This window comes from Phreatobacter sp., from assembly GCF_030691135.1.
Lineage (GTDB): Bacteria > Pseudomonadota > Alphaproteobacteria > Rhizobiales > Phreatobacteraceae > Phreatobacter.
Genome location: NZ_JAUYFA010000040.1, coordinates 1 through 17889, shown reverse-complemented (window position 1 = coordinate 17889; position 17889 = coordinate 1). Strand labels below are relative to the sequence as shown.

General features: G+C 67.1%; 21 protein-coding genes and 1 pseudogene. 12 read left to right on the top strand and 10 right to left on the bottom strand.

The window, feature by feature from the left end:
• Positions 1 to 16: 16 nt before the first annotated feature.
• The 4 genes from Q8O26_RS07430 to fliL are packed head-to-tail and all read right to left on the bottom strand — an operon-like array spanning position 17 to position 2406.
• Positions 17 to 232: a hypothetical protein gene (locus tag Q8O26_RS07430; RefSeq protein ID WP_305574869.1), complete on the bottom strand. Its 216-nt coding sequence runs from the start codon at positions 230 to 232 to the stop codon at positions 17 to 19.
• 11 nt (positions 233 to 243) lie between these two features.
• Positions 244 to 729 carry a DUF6468 domain-containing protein gene (locus Q8O26_RS07425; protein WP_305574868.1) on the bottom strand — a complete coding sequence of 162 codons (486 nt, stop codon included), beginning with the start codon at positions 727 to 729 and terminating at the stop codon, positions 244 to 246.
• Positions 729 to 1886 (bottom strand): flagellar motor switch protein FliM, encoded by a 1158-nt coding sequence (gene fliM / locus Q8O26_RS07420; RefSeq protein WP_305574867.1) that lies wholly within the window; start codon positions 1884 to 1886, stop codon positions 729 to 731. Before fliM ends, Q8O26_RS07425 begins: the two co-directional genes overlap by 1 nt.
• Positions 1887 to 1896: 10 nt before the next feature.
• Entirely contained in the window at positions 1897 to 2406 is a 510-nt protein-coding gene (gene fliL, locus Q8O26_RS07415; RefSeq protein WP_305574866.1) for a flagellar basal body-associated protein FliL, read from the bottom strand.
• A gap of 320 nt (positions 2407 to 2726) precedes the next feature.
• Between fliL and flgF the strand changes: the two genes are divergently transcribed.
• From flgF to flgH, 4 genes are read left to right on the top strand one after another with little or no spacing between them, the layout of a single operon-like run.
• A complete protein-coding gene (gene flgF / locus Q8O26_RS07410; RefSeq protein WP_305574865.1) occupies positions 2727 to 3476 on the top strand; it encodes a flagellar basal-body rod protein FlgF in 750 nt (249 codons plus the stop codon).
• A gap of 12 nt (positions 3477 to 3488) precedes the next feature.
• A complete protein-coding gene (flgG, locus tag Q8O26_RS07405; protein ID WP_305574864.1) occupies positions 3489 to 4277 on the top strand; it encodes a flagellar basal-body rod protein FlgG in 789 nt (262 codons plus the stop codon).
• Between the two features lie 8 nt (positions 4278 to 4285).
• A complete protein-coding gene (gene flgA / locus Q8O26_RS07400; RefSeq protein WP_305574863.1) occupies positions 4286 to 5281 on the top strand; it encodes a flagellar basal body P-ring formation chaperone FlgA in 996 nt (331 codons plus the stop codon).
• Between the two features lie 50 nt (positions 5282 to 5331).
• Positions 5332 to 6066: a flagellar basal body L-ring protein FlgH gene (flgH, locus tag Q8O26_RS07395; protein WP_305574862.1), complete on the top strand. Its 735-nt coding sequence runs from the start codon at positions 5332 to 5334 to the stop codon at positions 6064 to 6066.
• 405 nt (positions 6067 to 6471) lie between these two features.
• Here the strand turns inward: flgH and dksA are convergent, their stop codons facing one another.
• Positions 6472 to 6888, bottom strand: coding sequence for an RNA polymerase-binding protein DksA (gene dksA / locus Q8O26_RS07390; protein WP_305574861.1), 417 nt, complete (start codon positions 6886 to 6888; stop codon positions 6472 to 6474).
• Positions 6889 to 7086: 198 nt separating this feature from the next.
• Positions 7087 to 7521 carry a flagellar assembly protein FliX gene (locus tag Q8O26_RS07385; RefSeq protein WP_305574860.1) on the bottom strand — a complete coding sequence of 145 codons (435 nt, stop codon included), beginning with the start codon at positions 7519 to 7521 and terminating at the stop codon, positions 7087 to 7089.
• A gap of 236 nt (positions 7522 to 7757) precedes the next feature.
• Here Q8O26_RS07385 and Q8O26_RS07380 point away from each other — a divergent pair, with 236 nt between their 5' ends.
• The 4 genes from Q8O26_RS07380 to Q8O26_RS07365 all read left to right on the top strand — a co-directional run bounded on the left by Q8O26_RS07380 (position 7758) and on the right by Q8O26_RS07365 (position 10261).
• The gene (locus Q8O26_RS07380; RefSeq protein WP_305574859.1) at positions 7758 to 8858 is read left to right on the top strand and encodes a flagellar basal body P-ring protein FlgI; all 1101 of its coding nucleotides are present in this window, start codon (positions 7758 to 7760) and stop codon (positions 8856 to 8858) included.
• Positions 8858 to 9187 (top strand): rod-binding protein, encoded by a 330-nt coding sequence (locus Q8O26_RS07375; protein WP_305574858.1) that lies wholly within the window; start codon positions 8858 to 8860, stop codon positions 9185 to 9187. Before Q8O26_RS07380 ends, Q8O26_RS07375 begins: the two co-directional genes overlap by 1 nt.
• Before the next feature lie 3 nt (positions 9188 to 9190).
• Positions 9191 to 9670: a hypothetical protein gene (locus tag Q8O26_RS07370; RefSeq protein WP_305574857.1), complete on the top strand. Its 480-nt coding sequence runs from the start codon at positions 9191 to 9193 to the stop codon at positions 9668 to 9670.
• A 297-nt stretch (positions 9671 to 9967) separates the two neighbouring features.
• Complete coding sequence (locus tag Q8O26_RS07365) at positions 9968 to 10261, top strand: flagellar protein FlaG (protein ID WP_305574856.1); 294 nt, start codon at positions 9968 to 9970, stop codon at positions 10259 to 10261.
• A gap of 67 nt (positions 10262 to 10328) precedes the next feature.
• On the opposite strand, the gene Q8O26_RS07360 is transcribed toward Q8O26_RS07365, so the two are convergent.
• Together Q8O26_RS07360 and fumC are read right to left on the bottom strand one after the other, a co-directional pair.
• Positions 10329 to 11192 carry a DMT family transporter gene (locus tag Q8O26_RS07360; protein ID WP_305574855.1) on the bottom strand — a complete coding sequence of 288 codons (864 nt, stop codon included), beginning with the start codon at positions 11190 to 11192 and terminating at the stop codon, positions 10329 to 10331.
• 96 nt (positions 11193 to 11288) lie between these two features.
• Positions 11289 to 12680: a class II fumarate hydratase gene (fumC, locus tag Q8O26_RS07355; RefSeq protein ID WP_305574854.1), complete on the bottom strand. Its 1392-nt coding sequence runs from the start codon at positions 12678 to 12680 to the stop codon at positions 11289 to 11291.
• A gap of 323 nt (positions 12681 to 13003) precedes the next feature.
• Here fumC and Q8O26_RS07350 point away from each other — a divergent pair, with 323 nt between their 5' ends.
• Complete coding sequence (locus tag Q8O26_RS07350; RefSeq protein ID WP_305574853.1) at positions 13004 to 14224, top strand: flagellin; 1221 nt, start codon at positions 13004 to 13006, stop codon at positions 14222 to 14224.
• 4 nt (positions 14225 to 14228) lie between these two features.
• Here Q8O26_RS07350 and Q8O26_RS07345 read toward each other — a convergent pair whose 3' ends face one another.
• Positions 14229 to 14885 carry an isochorismatase family protein gene (locus Q8O26_RS07345; RefSeq protein WP_305574852.1) on the bottom strand — a complete coding sequence of 219 codons (657 nt, stop codon included), beginning with the start codon at positions 14883 to 14885 and terminating at the stop codon, positions 14229 to 14231.
• 105 nt (positions 14886 to 14990) lie between these two features.
• On the opposite strand from Q8O26_RS07345, the gene Q8O26_RS07340 reads away from it, so the two are divergent.
• From Q8O26_RS07340 to flaF, 3 genes are all read left to right on the top strand, one after another.
• The gene (locus tag Q8O26_RS07340) at positions 14991 to 15896 is read left to right on the top strand and encodes a LysR family transcriptional regulator (RefSeq protein WP_305574851.1); all 906 of its coding nucleotides are present in this window, start codon (positions 14991 to 14993) and stop codon (positions 15894 to 15896) included.
• 136 nt (positions 15897 to 16032) lie between these two features.
• Positions 16033 to 16446, top strand: coding sequence for a flagellar biosynthesis repressor FlbT (gene flbT, locus Q8O26_RS07335; protein WP_296577050.1), 414 nt, complete (start codon positions 16033 to 16035; stop codon positions 16444 to 16446).
• Positions 16409 to 16780, top strand: a complete 372-nt coding sequence (flaF, locus tag Q8O26_RS07330) for a flagellar biosynthesis regulator FlaF (protein ID WP_296577051.1) — start codon at positions 16409 to 16411, stop codon at positions 16778 to 16780. The genes flbT and flaF overlap by 38 nt, the downstream gene beginning before the upstream one ends.
• An 86-nt stretch (positions 16781 to 16866) precedes the next feature.
• Here flaF and Q8O26_RS07325 read toward each other — a convergent pair.
• Positions 16867 to 17889, bottom strand: a pseudogene (locus Q8O26_RS07325) (hypothetical protein); the annotation flags it as partial.

Sequence of the window (17889 nt, the reverse complement as noted above, 5' to 3'; positions counted from 1 at the left end):
AAGAGAACATCAGGGCTCACGCCCTCGAGAGCGTGCTTCCAGGAGCGGCGGCCGGTGTCGCGCCGGTGGTGATGTCGGCGTCGGCGGGCGATTCGATGCCCGGGATCGTCGTATCCTGCGCCCTGACCTGCCGGGGGCCGGCGAGATCCCCGCTGAGGAGCCCGACGACCTTGAGGAACAGAAGGCCGCCGGCCGCGAAGGTGACGATGGGAAGAAGGCGCAGGTCCCGCATGGCGCTGTCCTCTAGGCCGCGCGCGTCTGCAGGCGCGCGGTGAAAGCCTTGGCGGCCGCGAGTGTCGAGGCGGCGCTCGCCTGATGCGTGTCGCCGGGATCGCGGATCATGACCGGGATGATCGGCTCGACCACCGGGATCGGCGGCATGCGCGGCCGACCGGCGTCACGCGCCGCTTCGGTAATCCGGCTGATGCGCTCCACCACGATCTCGCCGGACTTCACCTCGCGCTCGATGTCGACGAGGAAGCGCTCGGCGGTCCGCAGCCGCTCTCCGAGCGTGCCGTCGCATTCGCGCACGGTGACCTTGAGGCCCTGGATGGCCCGTTCGGCGATCTCGGTTGCGGTGATCAGCTCGGCGATCGTCGCCTTCAGCGACTGTTCGTCCGAGCGCAGCCGCATCAGGCGCCGGTTGAGGGTGATGCAATAGGCGATGGTCGCGGCCAGCAGCCCGGCGACGAGAAGTTCCACCACCATCGACACGGTGAAGCTGGTCATCATGCCTCCTGTCCGCCCGAAGAGATCTGTTCGAATTGTGTCATCGACGTGCGCCCGCGCCGCAGCGGCTTCTGGATACGGATGGCGACCCTGTCGCCCACCCGGCCCATCCGGCCCTCGGTCAGGGTCTCCGCGCCGCAGCGCACCTTGACCAGGGCGTCCGGCTTCATGTCGAGCATGAGCGTGTCGCCCACTTTCAGGTTCATCAGCTTGCGCAGCGGAAACATGTCCTCGTAGAGCACGGCTTCGACATGCGTTTGCGACTGGAAGATCTCGGTCGCCAGATGGCCCTCCCAGACCGGATCGCGGCCGAGCTTCTCGCCGACGAAGGTCTGCATCAGGCGATCGCGGATCGGCTCCAGCGTCGCATAGGGCAGCAGCATCTCGATCGAGCCGCCGCGCTCTTCCATGTCGATGCGAAAGCGCACCAGAATGGCGGCATTGTTCGGACGCGAGATGGCGGCGAAGCGCGGATTGGTCTCCAGCCGGTCGATCTTGAAGGTCACCGGCGAGATCGGACGGAAGGCCGCCTCGGCATCCGCCAGGATGACCTCGATCATCCGCTTGACGAGGCCCATCTCGATGGTCGTGTAGGGGCGGCCCTCGACGCGGATGGCGGTGACGCCGCGGCGCCCGCCGAGGAGCACGTCGATGATCGAGTAGATCAGGCTCGAATCGACGGTGGCGATGCCGAAATTGTCCCATTCCTCGGCCTTGAAGATCGAGAGAATGGCCGGCAGCGGGATCGAGTTCAGGTAGTCGGCGAAACGGACGGCGTGGATGCGGTCGAGCGAGACCTCGACATTGTCCGAGGTGAAATTGCGCAAGGATGTCGTGAGCAGCCGCACGAGGCGGTCGAACACGATGTCGAGCATCGGCAGACGCTCGTAGGCGACCATCGCCGAGTCGATGATGGCGCGGATGCCGCCATTGTCCGACAGCGCCAGGTCTTCGATGGAGAACCCGAGGAGATTGTCGATCTCCTCCTGGTTGAGGATACGCTCGGCGCCGCCCTTCGAGCCGGCGCTGACATGGGCCATGCCGTCTTCGCCGACGGATTCCCAGTTCTGCTCCGAATCCGATCCCGAGGAGCCCTGCTCCTCCAGCGCCATGCCCCATTCGGCGGCAAGAGCGTCCTGATCGATATCGCTAGCCATGGTCAGACCGTCACTGCACGACGATTTCGCGGAACAGCACGGCGTTGACCCGTGCCGGATGGACGGCGGTATTGACCCGTCGCGTCAGTTCGTCACGCAGCCGGAAGATGCCGGCCGAGCCCTCGATGTCGGACGGCCGCATCTCGCGCAGGTAGAGCTGGAAGGCATCGACCACCCGCGGCATGATCGGCTTGATCTGGTCGGCGACCTTGGAATCGGTCACCTCGAGGGCAACCTTGACCCGGAGATATTGCGGCCGGTCCTGCCCCACCGACAGGTTCACCGTCATGTCCGGCAGGTCGACGAAGGCCACCGGCCGGACAACCTCGGCCGGCCGCGCGGCCGTGGTTTCAGGCTTCTTCCTGAGGAAGAAGAACCAGCCTCCGCCGCCCAGCGCGATGACAGCGACCGCGGCGCCCGCGATCATGATCATCTTCTTCTTGCCACCACCGGCTTCCGCCGCACCACCCTCGTCGGCGTCATCGCCGTCGGCTTCAGGCTTTTTCGGTTTCTTCGCCATCACTTAGGGTCCCGGATTCTCTGAATGGGACAATGGCGCCGCAATAGTTAACGGCTCGTTTATTTTCGTTAAGCGCGCGGCAAGATTTGCCGGGACGAAACGGCCGGCCGGACCATTCGTGCCGCCCTCCTCCCAGCCTCAGAACATGGTTAAGCAATTGATTTTCCTCACATCGGCGAGTTGGCACGAAGACTGCGAGATGGTCTTCGGTCGCCGGGCTCGTTTGGGAGAACGGACACGGGGGCCACTGGGGAGCACCGCTTCGGACGATCGTCTTGGGAGAGACGGTCCGGCGAGGCGGACACGAAGGGACTGGTCCGATGGAGAACATTGGTCTCGTCGGCCTTTCGCGGCAGGTCGCCCTGCAGCGGGAGCTCGACGTCATTGCGAACAACCTCGCCAACTTGAACACCACGGGGTTCAAGCAGGACGACGTCGTGTTCGAGGAGTACCTGATGCCTGTCGCGCGGGACGATACGTTCCAGCGCGGGGCCGATCGCCGCATGTCCTTCGTCTGGGACCGCGCGACCACGACCAACCTCGCCCAGGGCGGCGTCACCCAGACCGGCAATTCGCTCGACGCCGCCATCAACGGCCGCGGCCTCTTCGCCGTGCAGACCCCGGAAGGCGAGCGCTACACCCGCAACGGCTCCTTCGAGCTCAACGCCCAGAACCAGCTCGTCACCAAGCAGGGCCAGATCGTCCTCGGTGAGGGCGGCCCCATCGCCTTCGAAGCCAACGATGTCGGCATCACCATCGGCCGCGACGGTTCCGTCGCCTCCTCCGGCGGCTCCCGTGGCCGGCTCCGGGTGGTCGACGGCAACGTGCCGCGCGCCTTCGAGAAGGCCGGCGACAACCTGTTCCGCCTGCGCGACGGCACCCAGGCGGTGGCCGTGCCCAACGCTGACGTGCGCCAGGGCGCTCTCGAGGCGTCCAACGTCACGCCGGTCCTCGCCCTGTCGCGGATGATCGAGGTCACCCGTTCCTACCAGTCGCTGGCATCGAGCCTCGAGCGCCACGATCAGATGCGGCGGGACGCCATCCGTTCCCTCGGCAACACGTCGACCTGAGGAGGCTGAACCATGCGCGCACTCCACACCGCCGCCAGCGGCATGAAGGCCCAGGAGCTCACCGTCGAGGTGATCTCCAACAACATCGCCAACATGCGCACCACGGGATTCAAGCGCCAGCGCGCCGAGTTCCAGGACATGCTCTACGACCATCAGCGCCGGGCCGGCACCCAGAACTCGCAGCAGGGCAACCTTCTCCCGGTCGGCATTTCCGTCGGCTCGGGCGTCAAGGCGGCCGGCACCTCCCGCATCATGACCCAGGGTAACGTCCTCTCCACCGAGAAGGACTACGACGTCGCCATCCGCGGCGAGGGCTTCTTCCGCATCCAGCTGCCCGACGGCCGCACCGCGTTCACCCGCGACGGCTCCTTCGAGCGCAATGCCGACGGCCAGATCGTCACCGTCGACGGCTACCAGATCGAGCCCGGCATCACCGTGCCGAACAACGCCAGCGCCGTCACCATCAGCGCCGCCGGCGTCGTCCAGGCGACGCTGCCCGGCCAGACCGCGGCGCAGGTCATCGGCCAGATCCAGCTCTCCCGCTTCGTCAACAAGGCGGGCCTGGAATCGATGGGCGACAACCTCTTCATGGAAACCGCGGCCTCCGGGCAGGCGATCTCCACCACGCCCGGCAACGAGGGCATGGGCTCGCTGCTGCAGAAGAACCTCGAACAGTCGAACGTCACCGCCGTCTCGGAAATCTCCGACCTGATCGCCGCCCAGCGCGCCTACGAGATGAACGCGCGCATCATCTCGGCGGCCGACCAGATGCTGCAGTCCACCTCGCAGTTGATGCGGTGAGACTGATCATGTCCCGCGCCCGCCGCCTCCTCGCCGCCACGCTGCTCGCCGGACTGGTCCTGCCGGCCCATGCCGACATGGGCCGCCCGGTCCTCAGACTCGACGTCACCGTCGTCGGCGACGTCGTGCGGCTCGGCGACCTCTTCGACAATGCCGGCCGCCATGCCGACGTCGCCGTCTTCCGCTCCCCCGATCCCGGCCATACCGGCCAGGTCGCGGCCTGGCGGATCGTCGAGGCGGCGCGCCGGGCCGGGCTCGAACCCGAATCCTCCGACCGCAACCGCGACGTCAGCGTCACCCGCGACGCCCGCATCGTGCCTCTGGCGGAGATGGAGGAGAAGATCGCGGCGTCGCTCGCCGGCACCCTCGGCCTCGGGGATTCCAGCAGGGTCCAGGTCGTGTTCGACCGCGGCACCCGCCCGCTCACCGTGGAGCGGCAGGCCGCCGGCCAGGTAGACATCCTGCGCCTCGAGCATGATCCGCGCAGCGGCCGCTTCGACGCCGTCCTCGGCATCCGCGGCTCCGGGCGCTCCGAGCGCAACGGCGGGTTCCGCGTCTACGGCACCGCCAACGAACTGGTCGAGTTCGCCGCGCCGGCCCGCACCATCGGCCGCGGCGAGATCGTCCGCGCCTCCGACCTCGTCATTGACCGCAAGCCGCGCAGCGCCCTGCCGATGATGACGGCGGACACCGTCGTGTCGCTCGCCCAGGCCGTCGGCCTGGCCGCCCGCCGCCCCCTGTCGCCGGAGCGCCCGTTCCGCACCAGCGACCTGATGAAGCCGGAACTGGTCGAGCGCAACGCCAACATCCTCATCATCGTCGAGCTTCCCGGCCTGTCGCTGACCATGCGCGGCAAGGCGCTGGAGGCCGGCGCCGAGGGCGACGTCATCCAGGTGGAAAACAACCAGTCGCGCAAGAAGATGCAGGCGGTGGTCACGGGCCTCAACCGCGTCTCGCTGGCGACGCGGCAGACCACCGTCGTCGCCGCCACGAGGACACCGTGATGACCCGCCCGCACGCCACACCTCATCCTCGTTCCGCGTCAGGAACCGCCATGCGAAACGCCCGCCCCCTCCTCGTTCTCCTCGCCGGGCTTTCGACGGCCGCCTGCGGTGCGCCCGACCGGCTGCGCAATATCGGACAGACCCCTGCCCTCTCGGCGGTGGAGAATTCGCAGACCCGTCCGGGTTACCGGCCGGTCTCCATGCCGATGCCGGAGCCGCAGCCGATCTCGCACAATCCCAATTCGCTCTGGCGCAATGGATCGCGCGCCTTCTTCCGCGACCAGCGCGCCCAGCGCATCGGCGACATCCTCACGGTCAAGGTGAGGTTTCAGGACCAGGCCAACATCCAGAACAGCACCAACCAGTCGCGCACCGGCTCGCAGAGCATGGGCACGCCCAACCTCTTCGGCGCCGAGCGGCTGATCGCCCGGACCGGGGCGGACCCCGCCAGCCTCGTATCCACCACCGGCTCCAACTCCAACGAAGGCAGGGGAAGCGTCAACCGGTCGGAAAACCTCACCACCAATGTCGCTGCCGTCGTCATGCAGGTTCTGCCCAACGGCAATCTCGTGCTCGAAGGCAAGCAGGAGATGCGGGTGAATTTCGAGGTGCGCGAGCTGATCGTCGCCGGTGTCGTCCGACCGGAGGACATCGAGAGCGACAACACCATCGATTCCAACAAGATCGCCCAGGCCCGGATCGGCTATGGCGGTCGCGGCCAGATCACCGACCAGCAGCAGCCGCGCTACGGCCAGCAGGTTCTCGACGTCCTCCTGCCCTTCTGACGATCCCAGAGCTCCCAGCCGTCCCCGCTCCCCAGGCGAATACGGCAAGTCCGGCGCCGTCCGCGTTCTCCCGACGCGGGCGGCGTCGGCATTTGGGGGACAGCCCGACGGTTGCAGGGCGACAAGGATGCCCCACCCGCACCCTCCCCGCGCTGCGCGCGGAGAGGGGGACTTCGGCGTCATGCCCGATCGCACCGCGGAGTGCCGGGCAGGACGCAGGCGGCCGGACGGGCCAGACGCTCCGTCACCGGCGAAAGGCGATGCGGTCGTCCCCCTCCCCTCGCCCCGGCGAGGGGAGGGTAAGGGTGGGGCCTTTCATTTGTGGCGCAGAGGGCTCCTCCGCCGCCCCAAAATGAAACGGCCGCCCCGAGGGGCGGCCGGATTGTCCCGACGCGGTGCGGCGGTCTACTCGTCGCGATAGACCCGCTCGCGGCGCTCGTGGCGCTCCTGGGCTTCCAGCGACAGGGTGGCGATGGGGCGGGCCTCGAGGCGCTTCAGCGAGATCGGATCGCCGGTCTCCTCGCAGAAGCCGTAGGTGCCGTCCTCGATGCGGGCGAGCGCCGCTTCGATCTTGGAGATCAGCTTGCGCTGGCGGTCCCGGGCCCGCAGTTCGATCGCACGGTCTGTCTCCGAGGAGGCGCGGTCGGCGATGTCGGGATGATTCTGGTTCTCGTCCTGCAGATTCTGCAGGGTTCCCTTGGCTTCGCGAAGGATATCGTCCTTCCAGGCGAGCAGCTTCTTGCGGAAAAACTCTTTCTGCCGCTCGTTCATGAACGGCTCCGAGTCATTCGGGCGGTAATCCGCTTCCAACTCCAACGTCATGCGCCGAACCCCTCAAGATTCACGGTTAAAGTCTCCGTGTTTCGGCGCGCTCATAGCACTCGTCCGGAGGGCAGACAACATGAAAGCGGGTCATGCGACCGTCATCGGGACCTGAACGCGCGATCGCCAAAAGCAGGAACCGTGCCACCGGGTGGGCTTTGCGGGATATTCAGGGTTGCGAGAGCCAGTCAGGAGTCTTCAGGCTTTCGCCGCGGCCTCGCGCTTGGCGATCTCCACCTGGGCCCTGAGGTCGATTTCCGCCAGGACGCCGTCGAGGCCGGGATCGCCCGAATCCTCGAGGTTCGCCGCGGTCAGGCTGCGCAGCTTGAGGAGCACCGCCGGCAAGGGCTCCCCGGCGAGCAGCGAGAGCTTCAGGTCATCGAGGAGGTCGAGGGACAGCCGTCCGCGCTGCATGGCGCGGCGCCGCTTCTCGCGGCGGTCCTCCGGCTGCATGCCCTGCACCGCCAGCAGCGTCTCCAGCCCCGCGGCCGCCATGGCCGGACGGCTCGAAGCGGTCGCCGGCGTTTCCGTCCTGGCCCCCGGCAGTTCGAAGGACGTGCGCGGACGATCGGCCTTCTGGGCCGGCTGTCCGGTTGTGACGGCGCCGATGGCAGGCGGCGTGATGATCCGCATAGGTCCCTCTCCGGAACGGCCGCTTCAGCAAAGCGCAACAGGTGTTGAGCGCAGGTTAAGAGAGCCCCGCCATGGTTAAGGGGCCGTTAATGCCCGGCAAGTCTTGCCGGGCGGCAGGCCGGATAACCCCGAAATCCGCCGGGTTGGAAAAAACTTTGTTAGCAAATCAATGAGTTATAGGCCCCATCCGGGTTGGCACGGCGCGTGCTGGTCCGTGTCGACCCAAGGGGATCTCCATGTTCCGCCGTCTCGCCGTCCTTCTGAGCCTCCTGGTCCTCGCCGCTCCGGCCGGGGCCACGACCTCGCGCATCAAGGACCTGGTCGACGTCGAGGGCATCCGCGAGAACCAGCTCATCGGCTACGGCCTCGTCGTCGGCCTCAACGGCACCGGCGACACGCTCAACAACTCGCCCTTCACCCGCCAGTCCATCCAGTCGATGATGGAGCGCCTCGGCGTCAACACGCGCGGCATGAACCTGCGCACCGCCAACGTCGCCGCGGTCATGGTCACAGCCAACCTGCCACCCTTCTCGACCCAGGGCACGCGCATCGACATCAAGGTCTCAGCCATGGGCGATTCCCGCTCGCTGCAGGGCGGCGAGCTGCTCGTCACCCCGCTGGTCGGCGCCGATGGCGAGGTCTATGCGGTCGGCCAGGGTGCCGTCGCCATCGCCGGCTTCCAGGCCCAGGGAGCGGCCGCCACCATCACCCGCGGCGTCCCCACCGTCGGACGCGTCTCCAACGGCGGCATCGTCGAGCGCGAGGTCGCCTTCTCGATCAACCGCATGGCCTCGCTGAAGCTCGCCCTGCGCAATCCCGACCTGACCACGGCGCGCCGCATCGCCGCCGCCATCAACGACTTCATCGGCGCCCCCACCGCGGAGCCGACCGACCCCGCAACCGTTCACCTCAAGGTGCCGTCCCGCTTCGAGGGCAACATCGTCGCGCTGCTCACCGAGATCGAGCAGTTGCGCGTCCAGCCCGACCAGGTGGCGAAGGTCGTCATCGACGAGGCCTCCGGCATCATCGTCATGGGCAAGGACGTGCGTGTCTCGACCGTCGCGATCGCCCAGGGCAACCTCACCGTCACGGTGTCCGAGCGGCCGCAGGTGGTCCAGCCGAACGCCCTCGCCAATGGCGAGACGGTCGTGGTTCCCCGCACGCAGATCCAGGCCACCGAGGAGGGCAAGCGCCTCGCCCTGGTGCGTGAGGGCGTGTCGCTGCAGGAACTGGTCGACGGCCTCAACGCGCTGGGCATCGGCCCGCGCGACATGATCGCCATCCTGCAGGCCATCAAGGCCGCGGGCGCCCTGCAGGCCGAGATCGAGGTGCTGTGATGCGAAGCCTTACCCCCGAAGTCACCGCCGTCAACGCTGCGACACCGCAGGCCGCCAGGGTCACGGGCTCGCGCGAGCAGCGCGCCTGGTCGCAGGCCCAGAACTTCGAGCAGGTCTTCCTCAACACGATGTTCTCGCAGATGTTCACCGGCATCGGCACGGAATCGCCGCTCGGCGGGAAGCAGAGCGAAGCCTGGCGCGGCATGCTCGTCGACGAATACGCCAAGTCGGTCACCGGCCAGGGCGGCGTCGGCCTCGCCAACCACGTCTATCGCGAACTGATCGGCGCGCAGGAAGCCGCGCCCCGCCGTGTTCCGGCCAGGAGCTGAGCCATGCAGCAGCCCGTCACCCGACCTGCCCCGCCGCCTTTCGGCAGCGCGGCGGAAGCCGCCGCCTTCGCCGAAGGGCTGCGGGCCACCATGGTCGAGCTCCGCGCGGTGCTGGCCGACGAAACGGCTCTGGTCCGTGCCGCCAAGATCAAGGCCGCCCAGCCCTTCGAGGCGCGCAAGAACGAACTCTCGCATCGCTATCTCGCCGATCTCACCCGCCTCAAGCTCCACAGCGCCGCCCTGCGGAACCATGCGGGCGACGCGCTTGCCCGTCTGGAGGCCGAGCATGCCGCCCTGCAGGACGCCCTGCAGGTGAACCTCGCGGTCCTCGCCACCGCCCATGCGGTCGCCGAGGGCATCATCCGCCATGTCTCGCAGGCGGTTCAGGCGCGCCGCGCCCCACCCGGCTACGGTGCCAACGGCCGTGCCACGGCGCCGGGGCCACGCACGGCTGCACCCGTCGCCGTCGTCCGGAGTCTTTGACGGCAGGTGGCGTGCATTCGCGCTCGATTTTAAAGAATAGTGCGTCGCAACATTTACCATATGTCCTAACGAGAGCTTAGGCTCTGGGGTTCATGATCCGGCACTTGGGAGAAGAGGGACCACGAGGTCCTTCCCCCACAGGGAGTACCGGTCATGGACATCCCGTCCTCACGACCGGCCGTCGGAACGAATTCTACCGGGCGGCCGGACCCCGTCCAGTACCGCGAAGCGGTACGGACGGAACTGCCCCGCGCACAGCGGGTGACACAGCCTCCTTCGAACAGCGCCGGTTCGGCGTTGGACGATCGACGCCCCGGCGACGCCGCCGCGCGCGACGACCGCATCCTCGCCGACCGCCGGGCTCGCATGGAGCGCATCGCCGACACGATCCGGGAATCGCTTCAGCGCCGGATCGAGAAGGACGAGGCCGCAGGGCTTCTCGTCTATCGCACGGTCGACAAGGAAACCGGCGAGGTGGTGCGGCAATATCCTGACGAGATGGTGCTGAAGCTCAGGGCCTATGCGCGCGAGATGGCGCGCAAGGAGGAGAGCGAGGCGGCCGACAATCCGCGGGTCGAACGGGTCGCCTGACCCTCGCCGCACCCTGACCACCGCGACCGCCCCGCAGGGCGGCATTTGGCGTTGGGCGGCCGGCAGGTCAGCCCTTGCCGCTTCGCGGCGCCAGCAGGATGAGGGCCACACCGGCGAGGACCACCGCCGTTCCCGCGATCATCCGCATGTCGAAAGCATCGCCGGTGATCAGCACGCCGAGCCCGATGGCCATGAGCGGGCACATCAACGTCAGCGTCGAGATCAGGTTGGCCTCGTATTTCATGATCAGCTTGAAGAACAGGCTGTGTCCGAGCAGCGAGACGAAGAGGGCCGTGTAGACAAGCGCCATGAGGAAGGGCCAGCCGGCATGCGCCGCCCGTTCCAACTGGTTCGTCTCCAGCACCATCGAGCCGAAGGCCAGCGGGATCGACGAGGCGAACCCTACCCATGCCTGGAACTGCAGTGGCTGGACATTGTGCATCTTCTTCATCAGCACGACGCCGAAAGCCGAGGCGAAGGCGCTGCCGAGGACGAAGATCAGCCCGACCGAGAGCACGAAGCCCTTCGGGTCGTACATTACGAGGACGGCGCCGGCGAAGGCGAGCGCGATGCCGGTGCCGCGGCGCCAGTCGATCCGCTCGCCGAGCATGGCCACCGACAGGAGCGCGGTGATCGGCACGCCGAGCTGCGTCACCACCGCCGCGCTCGACGGTGTCGCCGTCATCAGGCCGATGGAGACGAGGCCGAAGCCCCCCGCCCCCATCATCAGGCCGACCAGCGCGATCCGCCAGCGCGGACGCGGCCAGGGCAGCAGCCAGGGCAGCGCCACCAGCAGCACCAGCACGAACCGGAGCGACGAGAACAGCAGCGGCGGGATGTCGAGATGGACGAGCGCCAGCTTCGTCACGATGAAATTGGTTGCCCAGATCAGGCAGACCAGCATCAGGAGGGCGAAGTCGCGCAGGAGCATAACTCCCGCTTGCGACAGCGCGGCCCTGGGCGCAACCGGCTGGACCGCGCGGCAGTCATGCCGCGCCGCCGTCCTGGTCGCAGATCCCGCCCCGGATCAGCCGGGCGCGATCATCTTGCGCGGGTCGACGAGGCGATCATAGTCCACGGCGCTGACGAGGCCGGTCTTCAGCGCCTCTTCCCTCAGGGTCGTGCCGTTCTTGTGGGCGGTCTTGGCGATCTTCGCCGCGTTGTCATAGCCGATGGTCGGGGCGAGCGCCGTCACCAGCATCAGCGACCGCTCGACACCGGCGCGGATATTGTCCTCGCGTGGCGTGATGCCGACGACGCAATGGTCGGTGAAGGAGACCGCCGCATCGGCCATCAGCCGCACCGACTGCAGGAAATTGTAGGCCATGACGGGGTTGAAGACGTTCAGCTCGAAATGGCCCTGGCTGCCGGCGAAGGTCAGCGCGGCGTGGTTGCCGAAGATCTGCACGCAGACCTGCGTCAGCGCCTCGCACTGGGTCGGATTGACCTTGCCCGGCATGATCGATGAGCCCGGCTCGTTCTCCGGCAGCGCCAGTTCGCCGAGGCCGGCCCGCGGGCCGGAGCCGAGGAAGCGGATGTCGTTGGCGATCTTGAACAGAGAGGCCGCCACCGTGTTGATCGCCCCGTGCGAGAAGACCATGGCGTCATGGGCGGCCAGCGCCTCGAACTTGTTCGGCGCCGAGGTGAACGGCAGGCCGGTGATCGCCGCGATCCGCTCCGCCACCGTCTCGGCGAAGCCGACCGGGGCATTGAGCCCGGTGCCGACGGCGGTGCCGCCCTGCGCCAGTTCCATCAGCGCCGGCAGCGTCAGTTCGATCCGGGCGAGGCCGTTCGCCACCTGCTGCGCATAGCCGGAGAACTCCTGGCCGAGGGTCAGCGGCGTCGCATCCTGCGTATGGGTGCGGCCTATCTTGACGATGTCCGCCCAGGCGCGCGCCTTGGCGTCGAGGGCGCCATGCAGATGGTTCAGCGCCGGCAACAGGCGGCGCACGATCTCCTCGACGCAGGCGACATGCATGGCCGTCGGATAGGTGTCGTTGGACGACTGGCTCATGTTGACGTGGTCGTTGGGATGGACAGGCGTCTTCGAACCCATCTGCCCGCCGACCATCTCGATGGCGCGGTTGGAGATCACCTCGTTGGCGTTCATGTTCGACTGCGTGCCCGAGCCGGTCTGCCAGACCACCAGCGGAAAATGATCGTCGAGCTTGCCGTCGATCACCTCCTGCGCCGCCGTTACGATCGTCCCGCCGATGGCGGGGTCGAGCCGGCCGAGCGCCATGTTGGTCTCGGCGGCGGCCCGCTTGACGATGCCGAGCGCCCGCACGATGGGCGCCGGCTGCTTCTCCCAGCCGATCCTGAAATTGCCGAGGGAGCGCTGTGCCTGGGCGCCCCAGTAGCGGTCCGACGCGACCTCGATGGGGCCGAACGTGTCGGTTTCGGTGCGGGTCTTCGCCATGGATCGGTCTCCGGAGGCCCTCCGGCGGCGGACGGGCCATCGACGTCGCGGAGAACCCGCGCGGTCTCGATACGCCCGTCGGGATAGACCCGAAGGGCGCGGCGCGCAATCGAGGCGACCCCGCCACAGGAGGCCCCCACCCCACCCGGCAATTCCTGCCGGTTAACTCTTGCCGTGTCGCAGAGGACACAGGGGCTGGGCTCAACCCCTTAAAATCGTGCAGGATTTTGGATCAGAGACGGAAATTAACCTTTGATTAGGGTTAACGCGGCAGGGTGCGTCAAAGGCCCGTGAGAATCGTCGGGCCCGGCCGAGGACCACCCATGAGCGACATCGTCCTTTCAAAAGGCATTCGCGGCAATCTTCTCTCGCTGATGAGCACCGCCGACCTGCGCGACCGCACCCAGTTCCGGCTCTCCACCGGCAAAAAGGTGAACTCCGCGCTGGACAATCCCGGCAATTTCTTCTCGGCGTCGATGCTCAATTCGCGCGCCACCGACATCACCAACCTGCTCGACGGCATCGGCACCGCGATCAAGACGCTGGAAGCGGCCGACAACGGCATCCGCTCCATCGTCCGTGTCGTCGAGAACGCCCAGGCCCTCGCGCGCCAGGCTCAGGGGTCGGCCGCCAGCACCGCCCGCCTCGGCGGCGTTCTGCCCATGGTGTCCGGCGCCCAGGGCGCCATGACGATGACGACGCCGCTGACCGCCCTCGGCTTCGCCGCGCCCGAGACGATCACGATCAATACCGGCACGAACCGTTCGACGACACTGACAATCGGCGCCGGCATGACCGTCGGCGACCTGATCAACGCCATCAACGACAACACCTCGGAAGCGGCGGCCAGCGGCGTCGGCGTGACCATCGGCTCGACGTCGGGAGCCGATGCAAGAGCCCTGCTCTCCCCCGACGGCCGTCTCGTGCTCGAATCCATCGGCACCCAGCCCATCACCCTGTCCTCGTCGAATGCCGGCGCGGCGCTGACGAACATGGGTTTCGCGCTGAACGACCGGACCAAGCCCGCCGGCGAAATCAACGTCACCCGGTCGAATATCGCCGCCCAGTTTTCCGAACTGCGCCGGCAGATCGACCAGCTCGCCAAGGATTCCGGCTTCAACGGTGTCAATCTTCTGAACGCCGACACGCTCCAGGCGATGTTCAACGAGCGGCAGACGTCGTCGCTGACGATCACCGGCGTGCGCTTCTCGGTGAACGAAGACCTGGCGATCGGCGACCAGATGAACAACTTCCAGACCGATCGCGACATCAACGTCGCGATGGCCGACCTGTCGAAGGCCATGGCGCGGCTGCGCTCGCAGTCGAGCGCCTTCGGCTCCAACCTCGCCCTGGTGCAGATCCGGCAGAAGTTCACCCAGGAAATGGCGAACACCCTGAAGACCGGCGCCGACAACCTGGTGCTGGCGGACATGAACGAGGAAGGCGCCAACATGCTCGCCCTCCAGACCCGCCAGCAGCTTTCCACCCAGGCCCTGTCGCTCGCCAACCAGGCCGACCAGAGCGTGCTCAGCCTGTTCGGCTAAGGCCTCAGGCCGGCAACTGCATGCCGTGGCCGTCGGGCGTCGTGTCGTCGACCGCGCCGATGGTCGAGGCCGGCCAATGGGTCTGGATGATCTGCATCATCCCCTTGCCGTGGGGACCGGCGAAATCAGTCCCCAGTTCGGTCAGGGCGTTGAGCCAGCTGACCGGCACGGCCCCCGCCTGGACCAGGCGCATGATGGCCGCATCCTCGGCGATCTTGCTGTTGGTGCTCGACACGTCGACGACGAAGAAGACGTCGTAGCCGTTGCGCAGCAGGTCGAGCGACGTGTGCAGCGTGCAGTTGTCGATGGAAATACCGCCGATCAGCACGTTCCTGCACCCCGTCTGCCGCAGCCACTCCGCCAGCTCCGCCGTATAGCCGGTCGGGGTGGTCCGGGACTGGAACGTCCGCGCTCCCGCATCGATCAGGGTTTTGATCTCGGGCAGGAACGATCCGTAATAGTCGTTCTCCTCGCCGAGCACCCCCGTCGGCATTCCGAACAGGCTGCTGAATTTCGCGAAGGCTGCGATATTGTTGCGATACTGCTTGCCGGGGATCGTCGTCATCAGGTTGTCGAGCCCGGTCACATAGTCGACATAGACGAGCGCCGTGTCCGTGGGCTTGAAACCGGTCAGGGCGGCGTTTTTCAGGGGGGCGGGCATGGCGGGGGAATTCCTTTCCTGCGGCAACGATGCAGCAGGAGATAGGCAGCCCCTCTGTCCCGAAAAGTGCTTCCTTCTGCAACGTCATGTGCCAAGAATGGGCCGATGATGGATGCCGACGACCTCGTTCTCCTCGACGCGATCATTGCCGCCGGCGGCGTTTCGGCAGCGGCGCGCAAGCTGAACCTGCCGAAGACGACGATCAGCCGACGCCTGAACCGGCTGGAAGCGGCCGCGGGCGTCGCCCTGTTCGACCGGGCTGGCCGCAAGCTGCGACTGACCCAGGCCGGAGAGGCGCTGCGAGCGCCCTCGATGGCCGTCGGAATTGCGCTGGCGGAGGCACGCGCGCTGGCGGAGGCCGGACGCGATACACCGCAGGGCGCCCTGCGGATCGTGTCGCCCTTCCTGTTCGGACGGCTGGTCCTGTCACCCTTTCTCGGGCGGTTCCTCGCCGAAAACGAACAGGTCACGGCGATCGTCCGGTTCGACAACGCCCACGTCGATCCGCTCCGGGAGAACGTCGATCTGGCGATCCGGGTCGCCGCGCCGACCGAACCCTATCTGATCTCGTCCAAGCTGGCCGAGGCGGAACTGAGGCTCTTCGCTCCTGCGTCCCTCGCGGCGGAGATCGCGCGCCCGGAGGACCTCGCCCGGATACCCTTCATCCAGGTCGCCAACCAGCACAGCCCCGCGGTCCTTCTGCGCCTCGCAGGTCTCGGCGCGACACACGAGATCAGGGTGCGGGTCCGATGCACGGTCAACGACCCGGAAGCCGCCTGCACCATGTCTGCCTGCGGAGGGGGCTTTGCCGTGCTCCCGACATTCCTCGCCGGCGGCCTGGTGAAGGACGGCACGCTCGTCCCCGTCCTGCCCGAGATCGTCGCCGGACACGTCGCGATCTTCGCCCTGCTGCCGCCCGGTCGCAACACCATTCCGGTCGTCGCAAGCTTCCTCAAGGGGCTGCGGCGGCAACTCAACGACCAAGAGTTCGGCAGGTCGGCGATGGCCTAGACCATCGCGCCGGCCAGCATTAAAACGGGATCGACAATACCGCCCAAAGTCCGACATGGTGGTGCAATACGTCGATCTGTCATGATCTGTGCATGTGCTAGCATCGCGCGATGACGAATCGTGCGGAGGTGGGGGAATGGCGCTCAAGGTTGAACTGAAGCCCGGCGAGAAGTTCATTCTCGGCGACAGCGTCATCGTCAACGACGACCAGCGCACCCGGCTGACCATCGAGGGCGAAGCGCCGATCCTGCGCGAAAAGGACGTCATGACGGTCGAGGCCGCCGACACGCCCTGCAAGAAGATCTATCTCCTCGTCCAGCTGATGTATCTGTCCCGCGATCCCGGTCGCCACCACAAAATGTATTTCGACCTGGTCAACGACGTGGTGAAGGCGGCGCCGTCGACTCTCGGGTTCATCGACGACATCAACAATCACATATTAACCGGTTCGCTGTATAAAGCTCTAAAGGCCACGAAGGGCCTGATCGAGTACGAAGGGACTCTGTTGGGTCATGCATCACGGAGCAGCGGCGTACGCGTCGACCGCTAAGGTCACGGCAACCACCAATCCCCGCGACCTGGAGGCGAGTCTGCTCTTGCGGGCAGCGGCCAGGCTGCAGTCGGTGAAGGACAATTGGGACACCGGCAAAGCCGAGCTCGGCCCGGCCCTCGCCTACAACCGCAAGCTCTGGACGATCCTGTCGACGTCGGCGACCCAGCCCGACAACCCGTTGCCGCTGCCGATCAAGAACAACATCGCCAATCTCGGCCTGTTCATCTTCCAGCGGACGATCGACATCGAGATCGCGCCCGCTCCCGAGAAGCTCGGCATCCTCGTGACCATCAATTCGAACATCGCCGCGGGCCTCGCCGGCCGCGGCTGAGCCCGGCCGGACGGCAGAACGCATGAAGGGCGCAGCCGAACCCGGCCGCGCCCTTTTTGATGCGGCCGACACTGGCCCGGCAGCTGTTACATGTAGTTGATGATGGTGAGCTTGGAGAGCATCGAGCTCGTCTGGTAGCTCGCCTGCAGATTGGTCTGCAGCGCGAGGATCTGCACCCCGACCTCGTTGTCGTCGACGCCCTCGATGTCGGTGAGGAGCCCGCCGAGCATGGAGCGCCGGTCCCCATGGCGGATTTTGGCGGAATCGGCGGCGGAGTTGGCGGCAGAGATCTCGATCTGGATCGACTGCAAGCTCTGGTTGGCCTTGTCCATGCTGAGGCCAGAGACGACCCGCGGTGTCAGCGCCTGAAAGCGCTCTAGCCCGTTCGGGTCGCTTTCGCTGAAGCGCAGCGAGCTCGCCACCGCCATGTATTGAACCGCGGTACGCAGCGCTTCCTCGTCGCCGCGAACGCCGTAGAAGACCGCCTGCGAATTGTCGACTTGCGCCGAAGCGGTCGCGCGCGGGTTGGGCGAGACCCTGTCGCCCTGATACCACCGCACCGTTCGCGCCTCGGCATTCTGCGGCGTGTCGTAGGCGACGGCATCCGCCATGGTCCCGGACACGCCCGCCACCAGCCGCTTCGGCACGCCCGGCTCGACGGGCGGCGGACCGACGAGGGCCGCGGCCTGGGTCTCGCCGTGGAAGAAGTCGTCGCCGGCCTTTACCGCCGATGCCGCCGCGAGCTTGGTGCCGACCATCCGGCTGACCTGGGTGCCGAGTGCGGTCCGCAGATTGTCCAGCGTCTCGGCGGAGGTTGCGCCGACGCGGAACTGGTCGGATGCGATTACCTGTGCATCCGCCGCGGCCGCCGTCAAAGTCATGTTCTCGATGCTGCCGTCCGGCAGGGTGAAGCCGATGGTGAGGGACTGGTTCGGCGTGGCGTTGCCGGCGCCCGCGGCGATGGACACGGAGGCGGGCGGGCCCGCCGTCCGGGTCGCCGTGAGCCCGTCGACGGCGCCCGAGACGAGACCGATCTTCCGGCCGAAACCATTGGTGCCGTCTTCCGCCAGCGCCACCGGAGGCGTTGCCGCCGCCGTGATCGTCAGCCG